21 protein-coding genes and 2 pseudogenes are annotated in these 24,176 nt (G+C 53.2%); 9 read left to right on the top strand and 14 right to left on the bottom strand.

Annotated elements, in window-relative coordinates:
* Positions 1-34 precede the first annotated feature (34 nt).
* From ruvB to ACI77B_RS07430, 7 genes are all read left to right on the top strand, one after another.
* Positions 35-1,069 (top strand): Holliday junction branch migration DNA helicase RuvB, encoded by a 1,035-nt coding sequence (ruvB, locus tag ACI77B_RS07400; protein ID WP_409336245.1) that lies wholly within the window; start codon positions 35-37, stop codon positions 1,067-1,069.
* A 131-nt stretch (positions 1,070-1,200) separates the two neighbouring features.
* A complete protein-coding gene (gene queA / locus ACI77B_RS07405) occupies positions 1,201-2,247 on the top strand; it encodes a tRNA preQ1(34) S-adenosylmethionine ribosyltransferase-isomerase QueA (RefSeq protein ID WP_409336246.1) in 1,047 nt (348 codons plus the stop codon).
* A gap of 296 nt (positions 2,248-2,543) precedes the next feature.
* The gene (locus ACI77B_RS07410; RefSeq protein WP_409336247.1) at positions 2,544-3,224 is read left to right on the top strand and encodes an HD domain-containing protein; all 681 of its coding nucleotides are present in this window, start codon (positions 2,544-2,546) and stop codon (positions 3,222-3,224) included.
* A gap of 73 nt (positions 3,225-3,297) precedes the next feature.
* A complete protein-coding gene (locus tag ACI77B_RS07415; protein ID WP_409336248.1) occupies positions 3,298-3,858 on the top strand; it encodes an RNA 2'-phosphotransferase in 561 nt (186 codons plus the stop codon).
* A gap of 503 nt (positions 3,859-4,361) precedes the next feature.
* Positions 4,362-5,495, top strand: a complete 1,134-nt coding sequence (gene tgt, locus ACI77B_RS07420) for a tRNA guanosine(34) transglycosylase Tgt (RefSeq protein WP_409336249.1) — start codon at positions 4,362-4,364, stop codon at positions 5,493-5,495.
* A gap of 41 nt (positions 5,496-5,536) precedes the next feature.
* Positions 5,537-6,832, top strand: a complete 1,296-nt coding sequence (gene rlmD / locus ACI77B_RS07425) for a 23S rRNA (uracil(1939)-C(5))-methyltransferase RlmD (protein ID WP_409337711.1) — start codon at positions 5,537-5,539, stop codon at positions 6,830-6,832.
* Positions 6,833-7,149: 317 nt separating this feature from the next.
* Complete coding sequence (locus tag ACI77B_RS07430) at positions 7,150-7,659, top strand: helix-turn-helix domain-containing protein (RefSeq protein WP_409336250.1); 510 nt, start codon at positions 7,150-7,152, stop codon at positions 7,657-7,659.
* Between the two features lie 67 nt (positions 7,660-7,726).
* Here ACI77B_RS07430 and ACI77B_RS07435 read toward each other — a convergent pair whose 3' ends face one another.
* The 13 genes and pseudogenes from ACI77B_RS07435 to ACI77B_RS07495 form a co-directional block, all read right to left on the bottom strand.
* On the bottom strand, positions 7,727-9,295 hold the full coding sequence (locus ACI77B_RS07435; protein ID WP_409336251.1) for a recombinase family protein: 1,569 nt from the start codon (positions 9,293-9,295) through the stop codon (positions 7,727-7,729).
* Positions 9,295-9,714, bottom strand: a complete 420-nt coding sequence (locus tag ACI77B_RS07440) for an integrase (protein WP_129882019.1) — start codon at positions 9,712-9,714, stop codon at positions 9,295-9,297. Before ACI77B_RS07440 ends, ACI77B_RS07435 begins: the two co-directional genes overlap by 1 nt.
* 5 nt (positions 9,715-9,719) lie before the next feature.
* Positions 9,720-11,279, bottom strand: a complete 1,560-nt coding sequence (locus tag ACI77B_RS07445) for a recombinase family protein (RefSeq protein WP_331347917.1) — start codon at positions 11,277-11,279, stop codon at positions 9,720-9,722.
* Between the two features lie 30 nt (positions 11,280-11,309).
* Positions 11,310-11,522, bottom strand: a complete 213-nt coding sequence (locus ACI77B_RS07450; protein ID WP_168099043.1) for an SHOCT domain-containing protein — start codon at positions 11,520-11,522, stop codon at positions 11,310-11,312.
* A 122-nt stretch (positions 11,523-11,644) separates the two neighbouring features.
* On the bottom strand, positions 11,645-12,595 hold the full coding sequence (locus ACI77B_RS07455) for a GH25 family lysozyme (protein ID WP_409336252.1): 951 nt from the start codon (positions 12,593-12,595) through the stop codon (positions 11,645-11,647).
* Positions 12,596-12,597: 2 nt separating this feature from the next.
* Positions 12,598-13,011, bottom strand: coding sequence for a phage holin family protein (locus ACI77B_RS07460; protein WP_013485727.1), 414 nt, complete (start codon positions 13,009-13,011; stop codon positions 12,598-12,600).
* An 87-nt stretch (positions 13,012-13,098) separates the two neighbouring features.
* A complete protein-coding gene (locus ACI77B_RS07465; RefSeq protein WP_409336253.1) occupies positions 13,099-15,579 on the bottom strand; it encodes a glycosyl hydrolase family 18 protein in 2,481 nt (826 codons plus the stop codon).
* 87 nt (positions 15,580-15,666) lie between these two features.
* Positions 15,667-16,050: a VOC family protein gene (locus ACI77B_RS07470; RefSeq protein WP_168099040.1), complete on the bottom strand. Its 384-nt coding sequence runs from the start codon at positions 16,048-16,050 to the stop codon at positions 15,667-15,669.
* Between the two features lie 90 nt (positions 16,051-16,140).
* On the bottom strand, positions 16,141-16,722 hold the full coding sequence (locus ACI77B_RS07475) for a hypothetical protein (RefSeq protein WP_168099039.1): 582 nt from the start codon (positions 16,720-16,722) through the stop codon (positions 16,141-16,143).
* Positions 16,723-16,917, bottom strand: coding sequence for a hypothetical protein (locus ACI77B_RS07480; protein ID WP_168099038.1), 195 nt, complete (start codon positions 16,915-16,917; stop codon positions 16,723-16,725). It lies immediately after the preceding gene.
* Between the two features lie 10 nt (positions 16,918-16,927).
* Positions 16,928-19,478 (bottom strand): annotated as a pseudogene (locus ACI77B_RS07485) (phage tail spike protein).
* A 357-nt stretch (positions 19,479-19,835) separates the two neighbouring features.
* Positions 19,836-20,213 (bottom strand): annotated as a pseudogene (locus ACI77B_RS07490) (distal tail protein Dit); the annotation flags it as partial.
* Positions 20,214-23,069, bottom strand: a complete 2,856-nt coding sequence (locus ACI77B_RS07495; RefSeq protein WP_409336254.1) for a phage tail tape measure protein — start codon at positions 23,067-23,069, stop codon at positions 20,214-20,216.
* A gap of 109 nt (positions 23,070-23,178) precedes the next feature.
* Here ACI77B_RS07495 and ACI77B_RS07500 point away from each other — a divergent pair, with 109 nt between their 5' ends.
* Both ACI77B_RS07500 and ACI77B_RS07505 read left to right on the top strand, forming a co-directional pair.
* Complete coding sequence (locus ACI77B_RS07500; RefSeq protein WP_409336255.1) at positions 23,179-23,352, top strand: hypothetical protein; 174 nt, start codon at positions 23,179-23,181, stop codon at positions 23,350-23,352.
* Entirely contained in the window at positions 23,345-23,632 is a 288-nt protein-coding gene (locus ACI77B_RS07505; RefSeq protein WP_168099035.1) for an LlsX family protein, read from the top strand. The genes ACI77B_RS07500 and ACI77B_RS07505 overlap by 8 nt, the downstream gene beginning before the upstream one ends.
* Before the next feature lie 165 nt (positions 23,633-23,797).
* Here the strand turns inward: ACI77B_RS07505 and ACI77B_RS07510 are convergent, their stop codons facing one another.
* Complete coding sequence (locus ACI77B_RS07510; RefSeq protein ID WP_168099033.1) at positions 23,798-24,175, bottom strand: hypothetical protein; 378 nt, start codon at positions 24,173-24,175, stop codon at positions 23,798-23,800.
* Between the last annotated feature and the right edge of the window lies 1 nt (position 24,176).

Below are 24,176 nucleotides of genomic sequence, written 5' to 3' on the forward strand. Positions count from 1 at the left end.
ACATCCGGACGGATGACAGGAAGGGCTGACATTCATGGACGAACGGATAACGCAGGGATCTCCGCTATCCATTGAGGAAGAACATAATGAAAAGACGCTGCGTCCGCAGTATCTGGGAGATTTTATCGGCCAGTCAAAGGTCAAAGACAATTTAAAGGTATTTATCGAGGCTGCGAAAATGCGCGGGGAGCCGCTGGACCACGTACTGTTCTACGGTCCTCCGGGACTTGGAAAGACAACGCTTGCAGGGATTATCGCAAACGAGCTGGGCGTTGAAATCAAGGTGACCAGCGGTCCTGCAATCGGGCGCGCCGGGGACCTGGCTGCGATTCTGACGAATCTGAATGATAACGATGTGCTGTTTATCGATGAGATTCACCGTTTAAACCGCGCGGTCGAGGAGGTTCTGTACTCCGCCATGGAGGACTACGCGCTGGACATTATCATCGGCAAAGGCCCATCAGCAAGGTCGATCCGCCTGGATATTGCCAGGTTCACCCTGATTGGCGCGACGACCCGCGCGGGCAGTCTGTCTGCTCCGCTCAGAGACCGTTTTGGCGTCATCTGCAAATTTGATATGTATGAACCCGAAGAGCTTGCAGAAATCGTCAGAAGATCCGCCGGAATCATGGGAATCGGCATTGACGATGACGCGCTGATGGAAATCGCCAGATGCTCCAGAGGAACGCCGCGTGTCGCCAACCGTCTTCTTAAACGTATCCGGGACTTTTCTCAGGTAAAAGGTGATGGACACATCGACGCTTCGATCACCCAGCTTGCCATGAAGGCACTGGGTATTGACGAGCTGGGACTGGAGCGGCTGGACCGGGAAATGCTGCGGACGATAATTACGCGTTTTCATGGCGGACCGGTTGGAATTGATACAATCGCCGCGTCCCTGGGTGAGGAACGAGTCACTCTGGAGGATGCGCATGAGCCCTATCTGATCCAGTCAGGCCTTCTGTTCCGGACGCAGAAAGGACGTATGGCGACACAGCTTGCCTATGACCACCTTGGGCTTTCGGATTTGTTCCCGGGAGATCATCCGGAAGTTTCAGAAGAAGAGTAGAAAACTGACCGGACCGGAGCGGCGGTGCACGGTATTTTATGATGTCTGAAAATACGCCGCTGTATTTACATTTATTCATGACCGGATAGAATAAGAATGAAGAGAAAATAAAATATAAAGGAAGTATTGAAATGAACATTGAAGAATTTGATTATGATCTGCCGAAGGAACTGATTGCGCAGACACCGATGGAGCAGAGAGATGAATGCCGCCTGATGGTGCTTAACCGCGCGAAGGGAAGCATTGAACACCGGCATTTTTATGATATCCTGGACTATCTTCATCCGGGAGACTGTCTGGTCATGAATGACTCCAAGGTTATTCCGGCCAGAATTTTCGGCATTAAGGAAAAAACCGGTGCGCACGTCGAGTTTCTGCTGAGCAAGCGGATCGAAGGGGACCGCTGGGAGACGCTGGTCCGCCCGGGAAGACGCCTGAAGCCTGGAGATAAGGTCGATTTTGGAGACGGAAAGCTGGAGGCGGAGATTCTGGAATATGGTAAAGACGGAACCAGAATCGTGGAATTCCACTATGACGGCATCTTCATGGAGCGCCTGGAAGAACTGGGCAGCATGCCGCTTCCACCGTATATCGAGCGTCCGAGCGATGAAGAAGATAAGAATATGTATCAGACCGTCTATGCACATTATGACGGTTCTGTTGCGGCGCCGACTGCCGGCCTTCATTTCACCAAAGAACTCCTGAAAAAGGCTCAGGATAAGGGCGTAAAGCTGGCTTATGTAACGCTTCATGTCGGAATCGGAACCTTCCGTCCGGTAAAGTGTGAGAACATTGAAGATCACCATATGCACTTTGAAGAATATTACGTCAAGCCGGAAACAGCAGACGTCATCAACCAGACGATTCTGGAGGGTGGGCGGATTGTTTCCGTCGGCACCACATCCACCAGAACGATGGAAAGCGCCGCCTATAAAGATGAGAAGAGCGGAAAATACCTTCTGAAGGCAGGACACGGAAATACCGGCATTTTCATTTATCCGGGATACGAGTGGAAGATCGTAAACGCCTTGATCACCAACTTCCATCTGCCTAAGTCCACACTGATCATGCTGGTATCTTCCCTATATAACCGAGAGAAGATCCTGGAGGCTTACAATGTTGCAGTAAAGGAGAAGTACAGATTTTTCTCGTACGGAGATGCTATGTTCATCGAATAGTTTTTTGACAAATACAAGCTTGCGAATATGATACGGGAAATAAGGCAGAGGGGAATCCCTGCCTTATTTTTTATGTAAAGAAAGGTGTCTGGTGGGAAAAACAGAAAGAGATCGGGAAGCCGGGAGGCGCTCCAGGCGCAGGCTGCGTACAGCTCACAGAACAACCTGGAAATCTGTCAGTAAAAACTCCCCCCAACTTTTGACACCATCAGCCGATTCAAAGGCCATAGATTGTCACTAAGGCTGATGTTATACTATTGTCAGGAAATGCAATAGATCAAAGGGAGGAAGAAAGCATGGAGAGAAGCCCCGATGAGATGAATATCAATGCACCGCTTAAGTGGGAATACCCGGATATTAATAAGATTCCCTGCAGGGATTGTATGTTTCGTGAATCTGATCGATTAGGCGGTGATATTAAAGGCGCAGCACTCAAGCTCTGCAAGGTGTTCCCGAATGGAACAAAACCGGCTGCAATCTTGTTTGACGGGATGCTGTGCCCGTATTATGTCTCAGAAGGGGAAGATCCATCAGACTATCTTTCTATCTGGACAGCATATCTATATGCATTGAGAAAACACGGAGACCAGAAAGATCGTGCAGAAAAGCCTTACATGTTGCACCCGGTTCATGTGGCTCTTTTCACTGCTGAGCTTACGGATGATCCGGAGATTATCACGGCGGCCATGCTTCACGATACCGTTGAAGATACGGATGCGACGCTTGAAGAGATCCGGAATCTGTTCGGAGACCGGGTTGAGGAGATCGTAGAGCGGATGTCCCGCCGGGATGGGGAAGACTATTACGATTATGTCAGAAGGGCGGCGGAGAATCCAGATGCAGTCCTGGTGAAGCGGTCGGATCTTCGGCATAATATGGATCTGTCCCGCTTTGAGCACCCGACGGAAAAAGACTATAAACGGATGAAAAAGTATCAGAAGGCGCTGGATATTCTCAACGGCAAAGGAAATGAGTAAGAAGAAAGCAGGAATAAACAACACAGGGGACAGCCGAGCAGAGGCTGCAAGTAAATTGGAAGAGGAATCGAACTTGGAATGGACAGCGGAAAAGGTGAAATTTGTCAGTAAGAAAATGTCTGTTGCTCTGCGCCATAAACCGGATCGATACGGAATCACTCTGGATGAAGAGGGATGGACAGATCTTCATGACTTTATCCGGGCTCTGAACCGTGTGCATCATTTTTCGCCGCGGCTGTCGGAAAAGGACATCCGCTATGTGTCTCAGCATACGAATAAACGCAGGTTCGAGCTGACGGATCGGAAAATCCGCGCCCGCTACGGGCATTCTGTTCCGGTGATCCTGAAGAAAGAAAGGAAAGCACCGCCTGAGATTCTTTATCACGGGACATCTCATCAGGCATTGAAAAGCATCATGGAAAAGGGGCTCCTTCCGATGAAGAGGCAGTATGTTCACCTGTCTTCCGATCAGGAGACGGCGCTTCAGGTAGGAAGACGTCATGACGCTCATCCTGCGCTGCTTCAGATTAATGCGGCTGAGGCGGAAAAGGATGGAATTGAGTTTTTTATCGGAAACGATGAGGTCTGGCTCTGCAGGGAACTTCCGCCAGAATATATTATGGTTATAAGCTGAATATGAAAGAAGCTGCTCACTAAGTTATGAAAATCAGCTTAGTGCGGCAGTCTCTTTTTAATTTCGCTTACCGCATTTAAACCACATTTCTCAATGCTGGGCAAGAGATGTTGCTTTGGCCGCCTCCGCAGCTGTGATATAAAGCACTTTCGAAATTTTTGTTGTTGAAATGGCAAAAATAATATTTTTTCAACGGGGAAGAGGAGTTTTTGCAGTCTGGTGGCAGCATTTCCAGTTTCCGGCTGCAGGAATGGTTGTTTTTCGCCTGCTAATGTTGGATGTATTGTATGTGTTGATACAAAATAACCGGGTTAAGGCTGTAAAATGCGGAATAATCAAGCTTATACCGGACAAAATTAACGAGGATTATTATAAATCCCCGCTAATGAAATTATTCTACCACAGCCCGCAGAAACTTGCAGAAATCCGTGAAATCTCATCCGCAAGTCTGCTATAATGGATTAGCTGCAAAGCAAAGAAGTAAGAAAACAGGAGAGAGAAGAATGAGCAAACCAGCTGTAACATATGAATTGCTGCATGAAGATAAGAAAACCGGGGCAAGGCGCGGAATCGTCCACACTCCGCACGGGGACATCCAGACGCCGGTGTTTATGCCGGTCGGAACCCAGGCCGCGGTAAAGGCCATGCGTCCGGAGCAGGTGAAGGAGATGGGGGCGGAGATTATTCTGTCTAATACCTATCATCTCTTCCTGCGTCCGGGCCACGAGATCATCAGGAAGGCCGGCGGACTCCATAAATACATGAACTGGGACCGCGCCATTCTCACCGACAGCGGCGGATTTCAGGTGTTTTCTCTGGGAAAACTCAGAAAAATCACAGAAGAGGGCGTTGCCTTCAGAAGCCACATCGACGGTTCCCGCCAGTTCCTTTCACCGGAGAAGGCGGTTGAAATCCAGACGGCTCTGGGATCCGACATCATGATGGCTTTCGACGAGTGCGCGCCTTACCCTGCAGAAAGAGAATACATTGAAGATTCCATGAGAAGGACCTGCAGGTGGCTTCAGCGCTGCAAGGACGCCCACCACAACACGGAGAAGCAGGCCCTCTTCGGCATCATGCAGGGCGGCATGTATAAGGACCTGCGGAAGGAAAGCGCCGAGCGGATCGTCGACATGGACCTTCCGGGCTATTCCATCGGCGGCCTGAGCGTGGGCGAGCCGAAAGAGCTGATGCTGGACGTTCTGGACGACTGCGTGGAGTACCTTCCGAAAGACAAGCCGCGCTATCTCATGGGCGTCGGCACGCCGGACTATCTGTTCGAGGGCGTCGAGCGCCACATCGACATGTTCGACTGCGTAGAGCCGACCAGAATCGCCCGTCACGGCCTGGCCATGACCTCCCACGGACGCATCAACATCAAGAACGCCAAGTTCGAGGAGGATTTCAGCCCGCTGGACGACGAGTGCACATGCTACGCCTGCCGGCACTATTCCAAGGCCTACATCCGGCACCAGTTCAAGGCCGGCGAGATGATGGCCGCCATGCTTCTGACCGAGCACAACCTGCACTTCCTGATCCATCTGATGGCGGGAATGCGCAAGGCCATTGAAGAGGACCGCTTCACCGAGTTCAAGCGGGAGTTTTACGAGAAATATTACGGAGACGCGGAGTATTAAACCGCCGTTTCTATTTCAGATAAGGAGATGACGTGAAAGCGATGATCAGTTCAGGGACAAAAAACATTCTGGCCAAGGCGGCGCCTGAGGGGGCCCTCCATACAGGAAGCGGATCCTCAGCGTCCGGGCTGTCCGGAGCGGTGGGTTCTTCCGCCTCCGGCAGAGCCGATATGCCGGTCTGCCCGCACCATGAAATCTGCGGAGGCTGCTGCTACCAGGGCGTGCCCTATGAAGAGCAGCTGAGGAATAAGGAAGGGGAAGTCAGAGGATACTTCCGCGACGCCGGAGTGACGCCGGGGAAATTCGATCCGATCGAAGGCTGCCCGATGGAATACTGCTATGCCTACAGAAACAAGATGGAGTATACCTTTGGCGATCTGGTAAAAGACGGGCCGCTCCAGCTGGGCATGCATAAGAAGAAGCAGTTCATGTCGGTTGTGACCGTGGACCAGTGCCAGCTGGTGGACCCGGATTTTAACGCGATTCTTCGCTACACACTGGATTTCTGCAAAGAGAAGGGATACGCAAAGTATCATAAGAAGCTTCACAGCGGCCTTCTCCGAAATCTCCTGATCCGCCGGGGCGTCAGAACTCACGAACTTCTGGTCAGCATCGTAACTTCCACCGAGTCCGAGTTCGATGCAGAAGGCTGGAAAAACGGACTTCTTGCCCTTCCATTGAACAATAAGATTGTCGGCATTTCCCAGACTCTGAACGATGTCCTCGCCGACAAAGTCAGCTGTGACAAGTTGAATAACCTTTACGGAAGAGACTATTATATGGAGGAGATCTTCGGCCTGAAATTCCAGGTCAATCTGTTTTCCTTCTTCCAGACCAATGTGGAAGCGGTTGAGCGCCTTTATCGCGAAGCCATCGACTTGATCGACGACTTCCGCGGCAAGCGCGTCTTCGACCTCTACTGCGGAACCGGCACCATCAGCCAGGTCATGGCAAAAGAAGCCGATTCCGTCCTGGGCGTTGAAATCGTTCCGGAAAGCGTAGAAGCCGCCCGCCGCAACGCCCAGCTCAACGGCCTGACCAATTGCGAATTCGTCTGCGGCGACGTCTTCAAAGTCCTGGAAAACCGCTCCGATAAGCCAGACGTCATCGTCGTCGATCCGCCCCGCGCCGGCATGACCCCAGACGCCGTCAACAAAATCGCCGCCTACGGCGTCCCGCAGATCGTCTACATCAGCTGCAACCCGAAGACCCTGGCCAGAGATCTGTCCGGCTTCAAGTATCTGGGCTACCGGACGGACTATGTGAAGCCGTTTGATAATTTTCCGGGGACGAAACACGTTGAGACGGTGGTATTGATGTCAAGGGTCAAGGATTAATGTGTGCAAAAGCCCTTGAAACAAGGCGCTTTCCGGGTTTCGATTGCTTTCGGATGGTCGAGTGAATAACCGCTCCGTGGTAACTTATCCAAAGCCGATTTATGGCAAAAATGTGATAGGGTTGGGTTGCCAAGATAGATGTCGGGGTCGGGTGTTCGAGATAGATGTCAGTGGCTTTTTGAGTGTTCGGGTTAGATGTCAGAGCCGGGAAGGCTTAAAAATGAGGGATTCTGGTCTGGTTGCTCGATGTTATTATACGTTGCTTGCGGCAACGGGGTATACGGGGGTAAGGTGCTTGCGAAAGGAGGTCGTTTATCATGCTTAGTGAAAATATCAAAACGATCAGAAAATCAAAAGGTCTTTCGCAGGATGAACTTGCAATAAAGCTGAATGTGGTACGCCAGACTGTATCAAAATGGGAGCGGGGGTTATCGGTTCCGGATTCAGAGATGCTGATCTCCATATCTGAAGCACTCGAAACTCCGGTAAGCACATTGTTGGGTGAAAATATCGAAGAGCCTGAGACAAATGAACTAAAAGCAATCTCTGAGAAACTGGAAGTCATCAATCTTCAGCTTGCACAGAGAAAAGAGCGGAGCAGAAAATTGTTGCGATGGTTCTTTTTCATCCTATGTGCTGTCACAGTCATAATCTTTGCAGTCATCGGTTTCGCAGGAAGCCCATATCTTGGTTGGGATTTTAGTGATCCTGAAATTGCGTTTGCAGGGACGATACTTCATGGATTTGAATGGGTATTTGTAAGAATAGCACCTTTGTTATTGATAGGCGGCATCATTGGATTGATTATGACTCGTCGAAAAGAATAAAGAATCACCGTTTTGTAAAAGAAGAGAGCAAGCCACCCTGTAGGTTAATCCCAAGGGCAGCTTGCTCTTATTCTGTAATATCAACGCTTACGCCGGATTTGAATTCGACCGTGAAGTGGTCGGTGAAGACGGTGATCTTCTCGATGAGCCGTCTGACCAGTTCCTCGTCAAAGTCTGTGACCTCGGTTGCTTGCTGACTGATGAAGCCCTGCAGCTCCTTGATCCTGTTCATGGCTTCCTCGCGGCTGTGGCTGTCGACGGCAGCTTTTTCTTTCTGTTCCCTGAGCCGGAAGATTTCGTCCGCGATGGCATTGTAGTCCTGCTTGTTGTTAGCCTTCTTGATGAGCTCCTTTTGCAGTTCTTCCAGCCGTGCCTGAATGCCGTCCGGCGAAAGGGTGTCTGCATTGACCACGGCCTTGGCGATGTTCTCCTGCAGAGTCTTCAGGAAGGTCTTTCTTTCGCTCAGAATCTGGTTGAACGCCTTGATTGTGATCTCCTGCAAGACTGTCTCATTGACCGTGCGGTTGTTGCATGGCACTTCTGCGGGAGTCGTTTCCAATCGACTGATGCACCGCCAGACGATGGATTTGCAGCCGTGGTTGTTCCAGTGAACGCGGCGGTAAAGCTCTCCGCACTCACCGCAGAAAACCATCTGCGCAAAACAGTGATTGCAAGAGAAGCTCCGTTTTCTGCCGGAAGGGCTGACGTGGACTACCCGGCGGCGAACAAGCTCAGCCTGCACCTGCATGAAGAGGTCTTTCGGAATGATGGCAGGATGGTCGTCCTCGACGTAGTACTGAGGAACCGTGCCGTTGTTCTTGATCCGCTTCTTGGTAAGGAAGTCTGTGGTGTAAGTCTTTTGCAACAGGGCGTCGCCGATGTATTTCTCATTCCGTAGAATCTTATTGATTGTGCTCGTCCACCATTTTGTGTTCCCGGCTCCGGTGAGGATGCCGTCCGCTTCGAGCCCGGCGGCAATCTTGTCCATGCTGGAGCCCTCAAGGTACTCCCGGTAGATGCGCTTGACGACCTCCGCCTGCTCCGGGTCGATGACGAGGTGGCCGTCGCTGTCCTTGGTGTATCCGAGGAAGCGATTGTGATTGACCTGCACCTTTCCTTGCTGGTAGCGGTACTGCAGACCGAGCTTCACGTTCTGGCTGAGCGACTGGCTTTCCTGCTGGGCAAGGCTCGCCATGATTGTGATCAGCACTTCGCCCTTGGCATCCATCGTGTTGATGGACTCCTTTTCGAACCATACCGCGATGTTCTTGTCCTTGAGGAGCCGGATGTACTTGAGGCAGTCGAGCGTGTTGCGGGCGAAGCGGCTGATGCTCTTGGTGATGACCATGTCGATGTTCCCGGCCATGCATTCGTCGATCATGCGGTTGAACTCGTCACGCTTCTTCGTGTTTGTGCCGCTGATTCCATCGTCGGCGAAGATTCCGGCAAGCTCCCATTCCGGGTGGCTTTTGATGTACTCCGTGTAGTGGGAGACCTGCGTTTCGTAGCTGGTTTCCTGTTCGTCCGAATCAGTGCTGACGCGGCAGTATGCCGCCACGCGTAGCTTCGGCTGCTCGGCTTGCTTGACGTTGTTTCCGACCTGCCGTCTGGCAGGGATGATTGTCACGTTTGCCATCACTGCGCCTCACTTTCAATCAGGCTGTACAGGTATTCCGCCTGCTGCTTTGTGTCGTCATAGGCCTGCTCGGGAGCGGCCAGCTTGAAATGGGTCGGCGGTTTTCGTGTGTCCGGCGACTGCTTTTTTCTGTTCGTCCGTCCGAGCTTCTCTGCCCGGTGCAGGCGTTCGGCTTGTGCTTTGTCGTAGGTTTGCTGGTCGATGATGGCGGGGTAGTAATCGTCTCCGAGGTAGTGTCTGTTTTCGAGCAGGCGCTTTGCCGAGCCGTGCCAGGTCTGGATTCCCGCTTCGTGTGCAGCCTTGGCAAGCGCCATGCCATCAAGGTAGTTTTTGTAGAGGTTTCTTATCTGCTGGGCTTTCTCTTTATCGATGACCGCTTTGCCGTTTTCGATTCTGTATCCGTATGGTGTGTGTCCCATGTTTTTCACATCCTTTCCGTGAGCGTGAGCCCGCATTTGAGCTGGAATACTGCCTCGTGCCGTGAGCGAATGACAATACGTTCAACGAACCGTGTAAAAAGCCGGTCGTCGAAGTATTCCAGCATCGAGCTTTTCTCGGTGAAGTGCAGCAGATCCTCTGCATGCATCAGAGCTGTGGCTTCACTGCTTGTCGTGTTCTGCAGGGCGTCTATCTGTTTTCGAATGCCATCGGCCTGCGAGAGAAGCTCGGCTGTTTGCTGGCTGTAGATCACTTGGTCGATGAATCCCTGCGCCATGAGCTTCGTGAGCGTCTTGCGTTTGTCGGCATTCTCGGCAAGGCTTGTTTCAAGCTGCTGTATTCGGCTGAGTGTCTGGCTCGTAGAATTCCGCTTCAAACTTTCCGCATATGGCTTGAGGATCAGCCGGTGCACAAAGATGAGCTTGTTCATCATGGTCATGAATGCGAGCTTGAGGTCGCTGTCCCGGATGAAGAGCATGGAGCATTTGCTCTTGTCGGCGAGATGCGTCTTGCAGCTCCATGCCGCGTAGCTTCCGTCTGTTGTGTAGTTGATGCGCCGCTTGAATGTTGCGCCGCACTCGCCGCAGATGATTCTGCCGGAGAATGCGTAGCGGTTCTGGTACTTTTCATCGCCCTTGCTGATATTCTTCTCATCAGCCCGCTGCGAGATGAGCTTTTGCGCGGCTTCCCAGTCCTCGCGGCTGACGATCGGCTCGTGATGATTCTGCTGCAGGTACTGTGTTTGTTCACCGTGGTTCAGGTGCCGCTTGTAGGCTGAATCCGACCATGTCTTCTGGTAAAGGCAGTCGCCGCAGTATTTCTCGTTTGCGATCATCCCGCGGATTCCTGACGGGCTCCAGCGCCCGCCTCGCTTCGTCGGGATCTGCTCCCGGTTGAGCTCCGCGGCAATGGCAGCGGTACCCTTTCCGGCAAGTGTCTCTGAGAAGATACGGCGGACAATCTGCGCCTGCTCCGGGTTAATGGTCATCGTCTCGCCGTCCCAGTCGTAGCCGTATGGCGGATAGCTTATCTTGAACGTGCCGTTCTCGAACCGTTTTTTGATGCTCCATTTGCTGTTCAGGCTGATGGAAAGGGATTCGTCTGCTGCCATGCTGGAGAGGATGGAGAGGAACAGTTCGCTTTCCATCGAACCGGTGTTGATGTTTTCCTTTTCGAACCAGATGGGAATATTCAGCTCGAGGAGCTTTCGGACGAGTTCAAGACAGTCGGTGGTGTTGCGTGAGAATCGGCTGATGCTCTTGGTGATGACCATGTCGATCTTCCCGGCCTTGCAGTCCTGCATGAGCCGTTCAAGCTCCGGACGTCTGGATTTGCCGGTGCCGCTGATGCCCTCGTCGTAGTAGATCCCGGCGAACCGCCAGTCGTCACGAGAGGTGATGTAGCTTTCATAGTGCGTCTTCTGTGTTTCAAGGCTTTCAAGCTGTTCGTCCGAGTCCGTGGAGACGCGGCAGTAGGCGGCAACACGCAGCTTCTTTGACTCTGTTTTTCCCCTGTTTGCCTGTTCGATTCTTGTGATTTTCTTCAATTGGCCTGCCTCCTTGTCAGTGTCTATCAATCACTCTGTTTCGGACACATAGCAAGCAGTTTTCGGATATATTTCCGCAAACAAGGGAGAGAAAGTTTCGCGGTTGATGTCGCATAATTTGTTGAATTCGTCATCGGAAATAAGGCCTGAATCAAGCATGCATCTGGCAGTCCTCTGCGCCCGCTGATAGTCGAGATCACTGCGGATGCGCTCGTCCGTGTAGTAGTTCTTTTCCTCCGTCATGATGTTTCGCCTCCTGCTTTCCACTGGAGGCTGGAGACCTATTTTGACGAAGCGAAAACGAAAAAAGGCCCACCGGCAATCCCGTATAAAGGAATACCAGTGGGCCAGAGGAGATGATGTGGTTATTTCACGCGAATCCGCCATCCGACCTGGATGAGGTTCACGTTCTTTATAAGCGAGCTGTTCAGCTTCTGGATTGCGGAAACGGTCGTGCCGTACTTTTTCGCGATGCCGGAGAGCGTGTCTCCCTTCTGAATCGTGTAGTAAGTCGCGGTCGATTTCTTACCGGAAGAGCCGAGCTTCTCGTTGACCTTGGCCTGCACGGCGGCATAGTCATATCCGGCTGCGGTCAGGCGGTTCTTGCGGTCAGAGCCATTGCCCCATTTCCCGGCGATGACCTCGGCTGCAATCTCATCCACAGATTTCTTTGCTGTCGTCGTGATGGTGGACGCTGCGCTCTTGCCATAGCCGTTGAATCCGCCGTTTTTGATTGCCGACGGGAAGTCGATGTAGGAATAGTCCATGTCGACATTTCCGCTTATTCCATTGACCTTGCCTTTGGACGAATACTGCCAGACGCCGTAGCTGCCGGAGTAGCTGCACTTGCTCGACCATTGCGCCACCCAGACGGTGAACCGCTTTTTCACGGCGTCAGATATCACGGAGTTCAGGCTTGAGAGCGAGGTGTAGAATCCTGCGTAATAGCCGAGCCGTTCGAGTTCCGTGCAGAACGCCGTGATGAGCGATGAGCAGAAATCCTTCCCGCGCGAAAGCTGGGACTTCTCCTCGATGTCGAAGTAGACCGGGTAATCAAGCTGCTTGCCTGAGAGCACCTTGGCGCAGGACTGCGCTTCCTGCTTCGCACCGTCAGCGGATGTGGCGTATGAATACCAGTATGCGCCGATGTGGAGCCCGGCTGCTTTTGCTTTCCGGTAGTTCTCATCGAACCATTTGTCCTTGTTCCCGTTGCCGTATCCGGCGCGGATAATCACAAAATTGATGCCTGACACTTTGACCTTGCCAAAGTCGATGTTTCCCTGCCAGACCGATACGTCTATTCCCTTGATAGCCATAATTACTGTTCCTCCTTGTCGTTTCTGTCGTGAAGCTGTTCAAGCACATCCTTGAGCTTGCCGGGAATCGGAAGTCCGAGATGTGCGGCGTTCTCAGTGAGAGAAAGACCTTCATTCGAAATGTAGAAGAATATGATTGCGGTTCTCAGCACGCCCTCATGTCCGAGCACGTGGATGTCGAGGATGTTGGCGATGCCGACCAGAATGAAGATCAAGACTTTCCTGCAGATTCCTTTGAATCCAACTGCAGACGAGAGCTTCTTGTCCGCGATGGCGCAGAGCACGCCGGTAATGTAGTCGCAGACCACGAAGATGATCAGCGCGATAAGAAGCCCGTCGCATCCTCCGAGAAAGTAGCCGAGCCATCCTCCGATGGCCGCGAAAATGAGCTGTATGGTGTTCCAGAATTCCTTCATCAAAATGTCCCTCCTTTGATTTTGAGCAAAATGAAAGGCCGCCAGTGGTACGCTGACAGCCTTGAAAAAACTCTGTGATTTATGAAGTTATGAGGTGTCGGTCTGTTTCGGCAATGCCTCCCAGAGCCTTAAATCCTCCTGCCCGAGCGACCAGATCGCGATGCCGCGAAGTCCCCAGTGGTACGCCGCCTGATTCGCCCAGTAGACGAGCGAATCCACGTCCTGATAGTAGAGAATGGAAAATCCGTCCGCGTCTCCGAGGAAAAGCCGCGAGATCCAGATGTCGATGTCCTTCGGCGTGATCGTCACCGTGTAGTCCTTCCCGCATTCGAGGTCGAGCTGTGCCGAGTGGTAGAATTCGTAGTCCATTGAGATGGATTCGCTTCTTGTAGTGGATTCCTCAACATCCGAGGTGAGCGTGAACACCTGGAATTCGTCGTCCCATGTGCAGTTGCTCCGGCTGATGCGTCCGTACTGGGTGACGCTGCCGTCTGGGAAGGTCACGTCGAAGCGTTCGTATGGCTCGTACGTCCACGCGTCGCCCATGCGGAGCAGTTCGCAGATCGTCCTCTGGTCAGACTGGTATCCGGCGGTTCCTCCTGAGAATCCGCTGACCGTTGCGGTGAACCGCAGCGTATTTGACGCGCCGGAATAGACGCGCACGGTGCTGCCGCGAATCCGCATCTCGACGGTGTAGGTGGTTGGATCGGTACGGAGACTTGCGGTCGGCGTCTGTTGAATCGACTGCGAGTAGCTTCCGAGCTTTGTACTTCCGTTCCACAGCTCCACGGCCTGACTGCTGTAGTTGAGACAGCAGAACAGGCTGCCGCAGAAGACGCCCGCCTTGCCAGTGCTTCCCGCTGGAAACACAAGCCGCGCCCGGAGGTGAACGTCCTTGAATCCGTCGTAGTTCCATGCAAATTTGCCGCTGCCGTCGAGTTGAGAATAAACGCGGGATTCGGAATACTCGTCCGATCGCCAGACTTTCCATGAGCCGGACAGCGTCTGCCAGTAGTTCGTTTCGAGCATGCCGTAATCCTCGAAATCCTCGTACCAGATAAGCGCGGAGTCTGGTTTCCTTCTCAGCATTTCACAGGTGAGCTTGAAGCCTTTATCAGGTTGGCACTCATTGCCATCCACATCAATGAAGTGGCGGGGAGAAAGCGTGAACGACGCACTTCCTGCTGACGGCTCCTCGCTGAAATCCGAGCAGACGCGGAATCCGTAGAACTGCACGCCCTTCACGTCAACCGATACCGTGATGGTGTGCGTTCCGGCTGACAGGCTGATGCCGTCCGCGAGCGAAGCCCAGAAGGTGCTGCGCCAGTACGGCCACCAGAGCCGCGACTCGGTGAAATGCTTCTGCGTCCCGTCAATGCTGACATATATTCCGTTCTTGTCCCAGAATGGATAGCAGAGCCGGACGGCAATGTCGTATGTTCCGGAGCTTGAAACGGAGAAGGTGTAGGTCGCTTCTCCTTCGTCACCCATGACCGCGACGCCGTTCTTCGATGATACGATGCCGGTATAGCTGTCCGGCGTGCCGTCATGATCTACATAGACCGTTCCGAACGAGGTCTTTTGCATCTTGCTGTAGGCGGTGAGATAGCGCCTGCGGTTGTAGGTTCCGGCCATCAGCGGGTAGTTGTAGCTGCTTGCGTCCTGGCCTTCAGCGAAGTCGTAGACCTGCGGGAAGGCGTACGGCACCTTGTTGTAGTCGTCCCAGTACGCGAGAATCGGGATAAACGGCTGCGGAGCTGCGTCGTCCGTGAAGTTGTACTTTCCCGTCATCCAGTTCTTGGCGGCGTAGTAGGTGTTGGATACTCCTCGATATGTGTTGCCGAGGTTTTCCGGCGTATCGTAAATCTGCCAGTTCCAGCCGTATGCCGGAAGTCCCATGAACACCTTTCCCGGCGTCATTGCTTTGACTGCGTAGTCGTAGATGCCGTCGAGCCAGTCCTTTGGAGATACCGGACCCGGAGCGCTCCCAGCCCACGCCATTCCATAACTCATGATGGCCGCCGTATCGCAGTACGCGTTCAGGTCAGCGTATATGCACCAGTTTTCGCCTCCGACAGAACCGTTCACAGCGTTCATGCCGGGCAGGCAGATGTTGACCTTCTTCGTGCTGTCGTAGTTCTTGACTGCGTTCCAGATGTTCCTGAACATCGCCGTTGACTTGGCGTGCGTGGAATAGTCGCCGCCGCGCTCAAGATCAATATCGACGCCCGCGCACCACGGGTATTTCTCCATGATCCGAACCAGCTCAGTGAGAAACTTGTCCTGCGCTCCGTCCGTATTTTCCCGGAGTGCCGTGAACACACTCGAAACGCCGTCATTGCGGACAGTGAGCAGCCACGTAATATGCGGGTACTTGTTGATATACGTCAGCATGTCGCTGATCGCTACGCCGGTTTCGGTAATAGTCCCTGTCGCGTCGACCTTAAAAGAAAAGAGACCTATTTGCGAGAGACGGTCTCCGTAATTCTTCAGTGCGGTGTACATGCGGGTGTTTCCCATGAACGTCCAGACCATGCACTCGCGGCCTTTTAATATGTCCAATGCCATAGGCGCTCACCTCCGTGAGGGCATGAAAAAAGCGCCTCGGTTGGGAGACGCTTTCAAATTATTTTTTTGCGGTTAAACCGGAATTTGTCACACTGTAATTTCTATCTGATTTCCCTCAAGAGCAACAACACAGCTCTCATAGTAACCATCCCCGGTAGTGCGTGGTCCGCTGACAACTTCGTATCCGTCAGCTTTCATCCGAGCAGTAAGTTCATCGACCTTTTCTTTGCTCCCCACGCTGAAAGCAATATGAATGAATCCTGTCCTCGTAAGAGTCTTCTCTGGATTCTCCATTACAGGTTTATTCATAATTTCCAGTCTGGAACCACCATCGAATGTGAGAAAATAAGACCGAAAATCTGTATTTTTGTTGTGGTATCCCGCGTTTGAAGAAGCGTTAAAATATTTGATAAAGAAATCTCTTGCCGCCTCAAGATCATTTACATACATGGCAATATGCTCAATTTTCATGTCCGATTATTCTCCATCAACTTCTGATTTTATTTAAATCATTATAACAGACAATCTTGAACCCATCATGAACAAAAGTACGAAAATCAGTCAAGTATTTTCCCCATCCTCCTTCTCCTGAAACTCCACATAAAGTCTCGCTGATTTTTTCTCCTCGACCGCAACAGGGTGTTTGCTGTCTCCGGCTGCGGAGTACTGGAAGAAGCCGTCCTTCGAGGTTGCCGAGCTGTTTTTCAGGCACTGCCGGGTTGATGCGAGAAGCTGCAGCTCATCACCGGCGTTCGCCGATTCCGTGAACATCGCCTTGTGCGCTCCGGCACCGAGAGCGAGGGAAACGCTCCCGGCCTTCATGTTCTGGTTCGGGTAAATCTTCCAGTCGAGCCCGGTCGAGGTCTTTCCGAGGTTGAAAATGATGCAGGTTGCGCTTCCGCGGACGATTCCGTTGAAGAATCGTTTCCCTGTGACAGCATATTCGTCGCCAGTCGCGTACTTCTTCTGTGCCGTCTCAGTATTTATGACGTATCCGGAGAGCATCGCGCCTTCCTGCAGCATGAGGTCGGTGAACCAGACGGTTCCTGTGCAGTCGGTGACTACAGGCTTGATCGATACGCTCACGATCCGTTTCTTTTCTTTCTTGTCGATCGTCTCAGTGAATCTCGTAAAGATTGGCATTTAATCACCGTCCTGCGTCCACTGAATTTCTGAAACGTGTCCCACCCAGCCGGTCGCGATGGAGCCGCCCTGCAGGAACATGTCCGTTATGTATATCGTTCCGATGCAGTCGGTCACGCAGACGCGGATGCGGATTTTCTTCACACGCCCGTTCTGAGGGCTGACCGCCTGTCCGACATGTGTAAAGCTCGCCATAGACGCCTCCTTAAATCAGGTCGATGAACCGCGTCTCAGTCGTTCCGTCCTCGTACTCGAATGTGACCTCCACGCCGACCTGCCCGTTGTCACCCATCTTCAAGTCCTCGGACGCGATCTGACAGGAGAAGGTATAGCTGTCGCGGTTTGCCGGAGTGACTGTCTGCGTCAGGCTCTTCGTTGTATTCAGCGCTCCTTCGCACTTGAAGGACGCCGTGCCTGACACGCCGTTCTCGGCATCCACCTCAAAGCCGGAGTTCTCCCAATAGTTCAATCCGCTGTCGGCGCGGGAATTGCGCAGATGATTGAACGGCACGAGATCCTTCATCTCCTGACTGTCCACCAGATCCGCGCCGGAGAGCATGTCGGCGGCGACGTCCCACTGCGAGGAGGAATCGCCAAGTTCGCGGAGTGTGGTGGAAAGCTCCAGAACCGTATTCCACGGCTCCAGAAGGTTATATTCCCGGCGCACGATTCTGGTTTTTACGCTGATATTCAGCTCGTCGTCCCTGACCGTCACGATGTCGCCGAGCTTCCAGCTTTCATGCTCGTAGCCTGTCAGCACCGACAGATCCATCGCGTTCAGCACATAGGAAATCCTCGGCGCGGCGTAATCCGCAAGCCGCATTTCGGCGTATTCGAGCATCTGGTACGGGTTGGTGAAATTTGAGCAGTCGAGCGTCGATACGCGGATTTCGTTCGTGTAGGTCGTGTCCTCCACATATTCCTTGCCGTCGTTGATGGATGCGAACGTCATGCCGTCCTTGCCGTAGGCGTAGAGCCGGGTGATCAGGCTCTGCGTATCAATCACGCGCTTGATGGACTTCATGTTCTTCTTGTAGCAGAAAAGCGCTCCGGAATCCGTTCCGCTGAAAGTGAGCAGACTCACGGTCTTGTTTGCGTTGTCGAAGATCAGGTCGCCGCCGTGCAGGTCCTGCACCTTGCGCAGAATCGCCAGCGCGTTTTTCTCCTGACATGTCCAGGTGCGCTTTGTCCGCTTGTTGACGGTTCCGACCGTCCAGCCGGTATCCTTTAGGGCGTACGCCATCGGAACGTCAGCGGTGTCAGCGTTGAAGGTGATCTCAGCCTTCTTCGTTGAGAATCCAAGATCGTAAAATGCTGCCTCAGCATAGACCGAGGTGATGGCGGTGCCTTGCTCATTCTTTTCATCGGTGATTGTTCTGATTCTGTATGCGTCGTCGCCGACTTTGACCTGCTTCTCGTTCTCGAGGTATTTGCGCTTCTCGTCCCGGAAGGGCAGGTTGAATTCGAGAGTGTCGATGCCGTTGATCTCACCGGTGATGATGACGTCGTAGGCGTTTTCGAGCACGGCCTCCTGTTCGCCGTTCAGATCGAGAACGGCCAGTAGTTTCTTTTCAGCAGCCACAGAATCACCTCCATCTGCTGCGGGCCTGAATGGTCAGTTTCTTGAACGCGGATTCGCCGGGCGTCGAGAGCGCGATGCTTTTTACCGTTGGCGTTACCGATGAATCTGTTGTTGTCAGCGTCACTCTGAATTTGATGTACTTCGCGGAATCCGACTGCACGGTGTTGTCCGTGCCAAGTGTCGCCCAGTCGCTCCATGTCGATAAATCATCCGAAGTGGAGGTTTCGATGGAGACGCTTGTTCCCGTCGGCGTATCAGCGGTCAGAGAGACATAGCATTTTCCGGTTATTCCATATTCCACGGCGGCGGTTGTGAGGTAGCCGCTTGTGGCGTAGACGGAATCCGTCGCTTTGAGCGTGACAGCATCAGCTGTCGCCAGCCCGTCCACATCCGCGGTGGAATCCGCGGCGTTGCAGGTCAGGGATTCCTGAAACCAGAGCGCAATGTCGTCTGCTGTAAGACCTGAGTCGCAGTTCAGGAACCAGTCGTCGAAGTTGCCCGCGTACCAGTACGATTCCGCGTGCATGCCCCAGATGAGGTCTGCTGTGCAGGAGCGGTTGAGTTCGCCTGTGAAGCTGACCGCGTCCGATACCCATACTTCGCCGGAGCTTCTGCTGCCGAGGACATACTGCGCTGTGTGATCGTCCGGCTTGATGATCGCCGAGATGAAATACCACAGGCCGTTGGTCAGCGTGAAGCTCGGCGTGAAATCCTGATCGAGGATCAGCGTCCCGGACGAGTTGTACAGCATGAGCCGCGGTTTCCCGGAGTGAAGCGACAGGTAGAATATCGGGTTGCCGGTTCCCTGCCGGGTGTTGAGCAGCGGGCAGAAGGTGTTCCCGACCGAGTAGGTCGTTGGCATGAACCATCCGCCGACAACAATAGTCTTGCCGATATTTGAGAACATCGTGCCGTCGTTGCTGACCTTCAGGTATGTTTGCTCGGTCGACGGGTTGTTGATGTTTATGCGGAAGGAACGCCCGAGGTGTCCTGTCTGCAGGCTTGCTGTTGTTCCACTCCACTTGTTGATGGATGCTTTCCTATTCTTGCCGCTCGAATCCGCAAGGCAAGTGTCTGCGTCCGGTTCGGATTCGTTGAACCTCCACAGGCCGTCCGCTCCCCATGACGCGGGGACCTGACCGGTGAACTTGTCCTGCGTGTTCAGCGACTGCACGGTGACCTCGGTAGTGCTGTCGGCTTCGATTGTGACTGTGTTCGCGCCGACCTTGAGCGCCGGGAAGTCGAGGCTCTCGAGAAGCGGCAGTCCGTTTCGCAGCGTATTGCCGTCCGCGTCGGTTACCTTTGCCGTCATGAGCGAGGAGTCGATGACGAGCACTTCATCCTCGGTAAGAACGCCGTCGATTTTGAGGCTCTTGCCATTGGTGGTAATAACCGCGTTCTTGTCCTTGCCGAGATCCGCAACAAGCGAATAAACAGGCAGGGAGTCCGCGTTGCCGAGCGTCCGGTTCAGCGAGAATGTCCCGGCCTCGGTAATTTCAAACGTCTCGTCATTCTCCGCGTAGGCGTACGGGTCGGGACAGAGGAACGTCAGGTCGAAGGTGCAGGAGTTCCGCACGACCTTGTCAAACGAGAATCCGCTCTCGAGCCTTGCCCGGTAGACGCGGTTCGGCTCCTTGTCGAGGATTAGCTCACACAGTCCGATGTCCGGGTTCAGCCACGCGATGATCTCGTCCTTGCGGGCGAGGAAGTCCGCGTCGCTCTTGCCGGGAGGGATGAAGCAGGATATTTCGATCTTGCGTTCGCCGATGGTTTCTCCGAAGTCGAACAGGCCCTCGCGTCCGGGAACGGTGATCGTGTTGTTGGTGAAATCCGGCATGCGGTTTTCTTTTGTCATTCTGGTGGCAAGTCCGAAGCTCTGGCTCGTTTTCCCGTTGAATTTGAATCCCATTTAAATCACCGATCCTTTCGCGCGTCGGCTGCCGACAAGCAGGGTGTTGAGCTGCTGAGAAATCTTCCGGATGTCGTCGTCGCTTCTCACACTCATGGTTTCGATATTGATGAGCGGGCCGGAGTATCCGGCGTTCTCGCTGACGGCTTCTTTAATCATGTTCCGTAATGAATTCACGCCGACTACGGCTTCATCGCCAGCTTCGCCGCCGCCGAGGAGCGTGCCTCCGGACTGCCCAAAGATGGTCGCGTCCTTCAAAATCATGCCGCCGTCCATCGCTTTCTTGTACCAGGAGACGCTGAAATGCGGAATGCTCGGCGGGTTCAGACTGAACGAGCCGGAAACCGAGAAATGCGGGAGCTTGATTTTCGGCAGTTCCCAGTGGAAGTTGAAAACATTCTTGAGCTTGCTGACAATGCCGGAAACAAAGCTCCAGATGCCGTTGAAAACAGAGCTGAACGTTGATTTAATGCCGTTCAGGATTCCGCTGATCGTGCTCTTGATCGCGTTGAATGCGGATGTGATCCCGGACTTCATCGCGTTCACGACGCTCATTACGGCGGACTTTATGCCGTTCCAGACCGAGGTCGCGACAGACTTTATCCCATTGAATACGGTCGAGGTGACGGTCTTTATTCCGTTCCACGCGGTCGTGACGGCGGTCTTGATGCTGTTTATCACAGTCGTAATCGCGGTTTTGATGGCGTTCCATACGGTTGTAACGACAGTTTGGATGGCAGTGCAGACTGTCGAGATCGCCATCTTTATCGCGTTCCATACAGTGGTGACCACGGTTTGGATTGCCGTGAGGACCGTTGTAATGACCGTCTTGTAGATATTGAAATATGTCGTGACCACGGCCTGTATCGCCGTGAAAATCGTGGTGAAGAATGTCTTGATGCCATTCCAAACCGTCTGGATCACAGAACCGATTGCGTTCATCACCGTTGTGACCACGCTTTGGATTCCGTTCCACGCGCCGGACAGAAAGCTGCTGATGCCGTTCACAGCGGAGGTGAATACGCTGGAAATCGCGCTCCAGATTGTCACGAAGAAGTCCTTGATCGCCGTCCAGACAGTCACCGCGACTTCCTTGATGTTGTCCCAGAGATTGATCCAGAAGTTTCGGAAGCTCTCGCAGTTGTTCCACAGGTAAATGAACGCCGCGACAAGCAGTCCGATTGCTGTGATGATGAGACCGATCGGATTTGCCGCCATTGCAGCATTCAATCCTGTAATTCCTGTTTTCACGACTCCTATTGCGGATACTATCTTTGGAGCGAGTGTCATCAGCGCACCGACGCCTGTCGCCATTTTGCCGACGACAATCAGCACAGGACCGATGGCCGCGACGATGGCCGTGATGGTCAGGATCATTTTCTGCGTCGCCGGGTCCATGTCCATGATGGCGTTCATCACGTCGATGATCTTCTCCATCAGACTCTGGAAGGCTGGAGCGACCGCCTGACCGATGGTGACAGTCAGAACATCGAAGGTGGATTTGAGCTGTTCGATCGTGCCGCCTGTGCCGGACATCAGGGCGTTTGACATGTTCTCAGCCGAGCCGCCGCAGTCGTCGAGAGCATCGCGCAGAGAGGATACTTCTGACGGCGAGGTCTGAATCAGTGTCAGCCACTTGGACATCTGGTTTTTGCCGAAGATGTTAGCCGCGGCCTCGAGCTTTTCCTGATCTGTCAGCCCGGAGAATGCAGAATTCAGATTCGCCAGTACAGTCGGCATGTCCTTCAAGGTTCCGTTCTCATTAAAAATGGCGTAGGTCTGCCCGGTGGAAAGGCCGAGCTGATCCATCGCGGTCGCGCCTTCCTTGGCGGGAGAAGCGAGACGCGCGAGTCCTGTTTTCAGAGCGTTCGCGCCTTCACTGCCGGAAATGCCCGCGTTGCCGAAGACGTCTGTAATGGTCGCGAGGTCCTTCACGTCCCATCCGACTGTCTTGCAGATAGGGCCTGCGACAGACATCGCCTCGAAAAGCTCCGAGGTTGTGGTATTCGCCTGCGCCTGCGCTTTGGCGAGAACATCCGCGTAGTTTGCAGCTTCCGAGGAATCCGCTCCGAACATCTTCATGGCATTTCCCAGCCCGGAGGTGGTTTCAGACAGATCCGTGCCGGTACCGGCGGCGAGGTTCATGGCGGGCGTCAGCATGTCGGTTGCTTCCTTTGCCGTAAAGCCCTGACGCGCAAAGTTCAGCGTCGCGTCGGCTGCGTCCTGCATACCGTAAACCGAGTTCTTCGCAGAGGTGCCGATCTGGTCCCAGAGTCCTTCGAAGTCCTCGGCGGAGTTCGCCGTATCGCCCATTGTCTGCTTGACGAGGTTGAACTGCTTGTCCACATCACCGTATGCAGTGACGGCTGCGGTTGCTCCGGCTACGACGGGAGCGGTGAATCCCATCGTCATTTTCGTCCCGGCGCTTGATAACGATTCGCCGACGGACTTGACCTTCTCACCGGCAGCCGCGATCTTCTGCGCGGAGACAGAGCCGAAGTTCTCGTATTCCTTCGTCAGGCTCTTGAGGTCCTGCTCGGTCTCGACGATTTCACGCTGAAGCGCGTCATACTGCGACTGGCTCATGTCGCCATTTGCCAGTGCCGCGTCCGCCTGCTTTGCCGCTTCCTTGAGCGCTTCGAGGCGCTCCTTGGTGGCGGCGATTTCTGTCTGGAGACCTTTCTGCTTCTGGGAGAGGAGTTCCGTGTTGCCGGGATCGAGTTTCAGGAGCTTGTTCACGTCCCGCAGGCTTTTCTGCGTATTCGATATCTGTTTGTCGACCGATTTGAGCGATTCGGTCAGCTTGGTGGTGTCGCCGCCGATTTCGACGGTGATGCCTTTTATTCTGTTCGCCATGCGGATACACCTCCCTTCAAGGCTTTACATAGAATTAGTCGAACTTTTACCTTCTGCTGGTAGCAGAGAAATGCGTGAATTGTTATCCTCCAAACAGGAGGTAGTGCATATGTATAAGACATTTGTTATCGGATATAATCCGAAAGCGCATAAGATGGCCGAGGAGATCGAGAAAAAGGCAAACGAGCTCGCTCAGAACGGTTACAAGGTTTTCTCATTCTCCATCACAAACAGCGGTAAAGCCATTATTCTCGCGGATGACGAAGGCGGCAGAGATGCGTAAAAAATGGAGAGGACTTCTCATTGCCCTTGCTGTCGGATTCGGCATCGGAATCCTCATCATGGCAGTTGCTATTTACTTCGGATATTCGTACGCGTACGCGCATGACGCCGCTTTCTATCAAGTGGAATTAGCGGGTCTTCCCATCTATGAACTGACTCGTACAGACAACAATTCCTATTCGTCTGTCTCCATTCAGGCCAATATGGGCATTGTGTGCGCCATCTGCATGGCGGCTGCCACAGTCTTCTGGCTGCTCATATCCCGTCTGAAAAGGAAATAACGGATCAGAACCGATCCATCATTTCCTGCGTCGCGATTTCCGGATAGTCCCAGTCGTCGTTGCTCATCTCCGCGTACATGTCGTTGACCGTGCCGATGGTCAGTAAATCCAATTCGCTGATATGCAGTCCGATTTGCACGCAGCGCAGTAAAAAGAGCGGGGTTGTCATTTCCCGCTCTGTCGCATGATGTTTTTTTTAGACTGAACCTGCTGTTCCGTGTTGACGCCCCACAGCTCGATGATCTGCGGCAGCACTTCATAAATCGAGAACGTGTTGAACCCGTCGAGCCATTCCTCCGGAGAGTCCGGCACATCCTTGTCGGCATGCTTTGCCATCAGCCACGCGATATTCTCGAACAGCTCCAGACTGAACGTGTCGAGACTGGAGTTCTCCTCGTCGTTTTCGCTGATGCCTTTCTGCAGCTCGTTCAGATCCCGGTAGATGTCCCTGTGGAACTTGTTCCGGTAGAGTCTTGGAATGGCGGCGGAGGCGCGGAACATGACCTCCTGACCGTCAATTTCTATTGTCTTTGTCACCGCCATC

Source organism: Eubacterium sp. F2 (assembly GCF_046244355.1).
Taxonomy (GTDB): Bacteria; Bacillota; Clostridia; order Peptostreptococcales; family Anaerovoracaceae; genus Aminicella.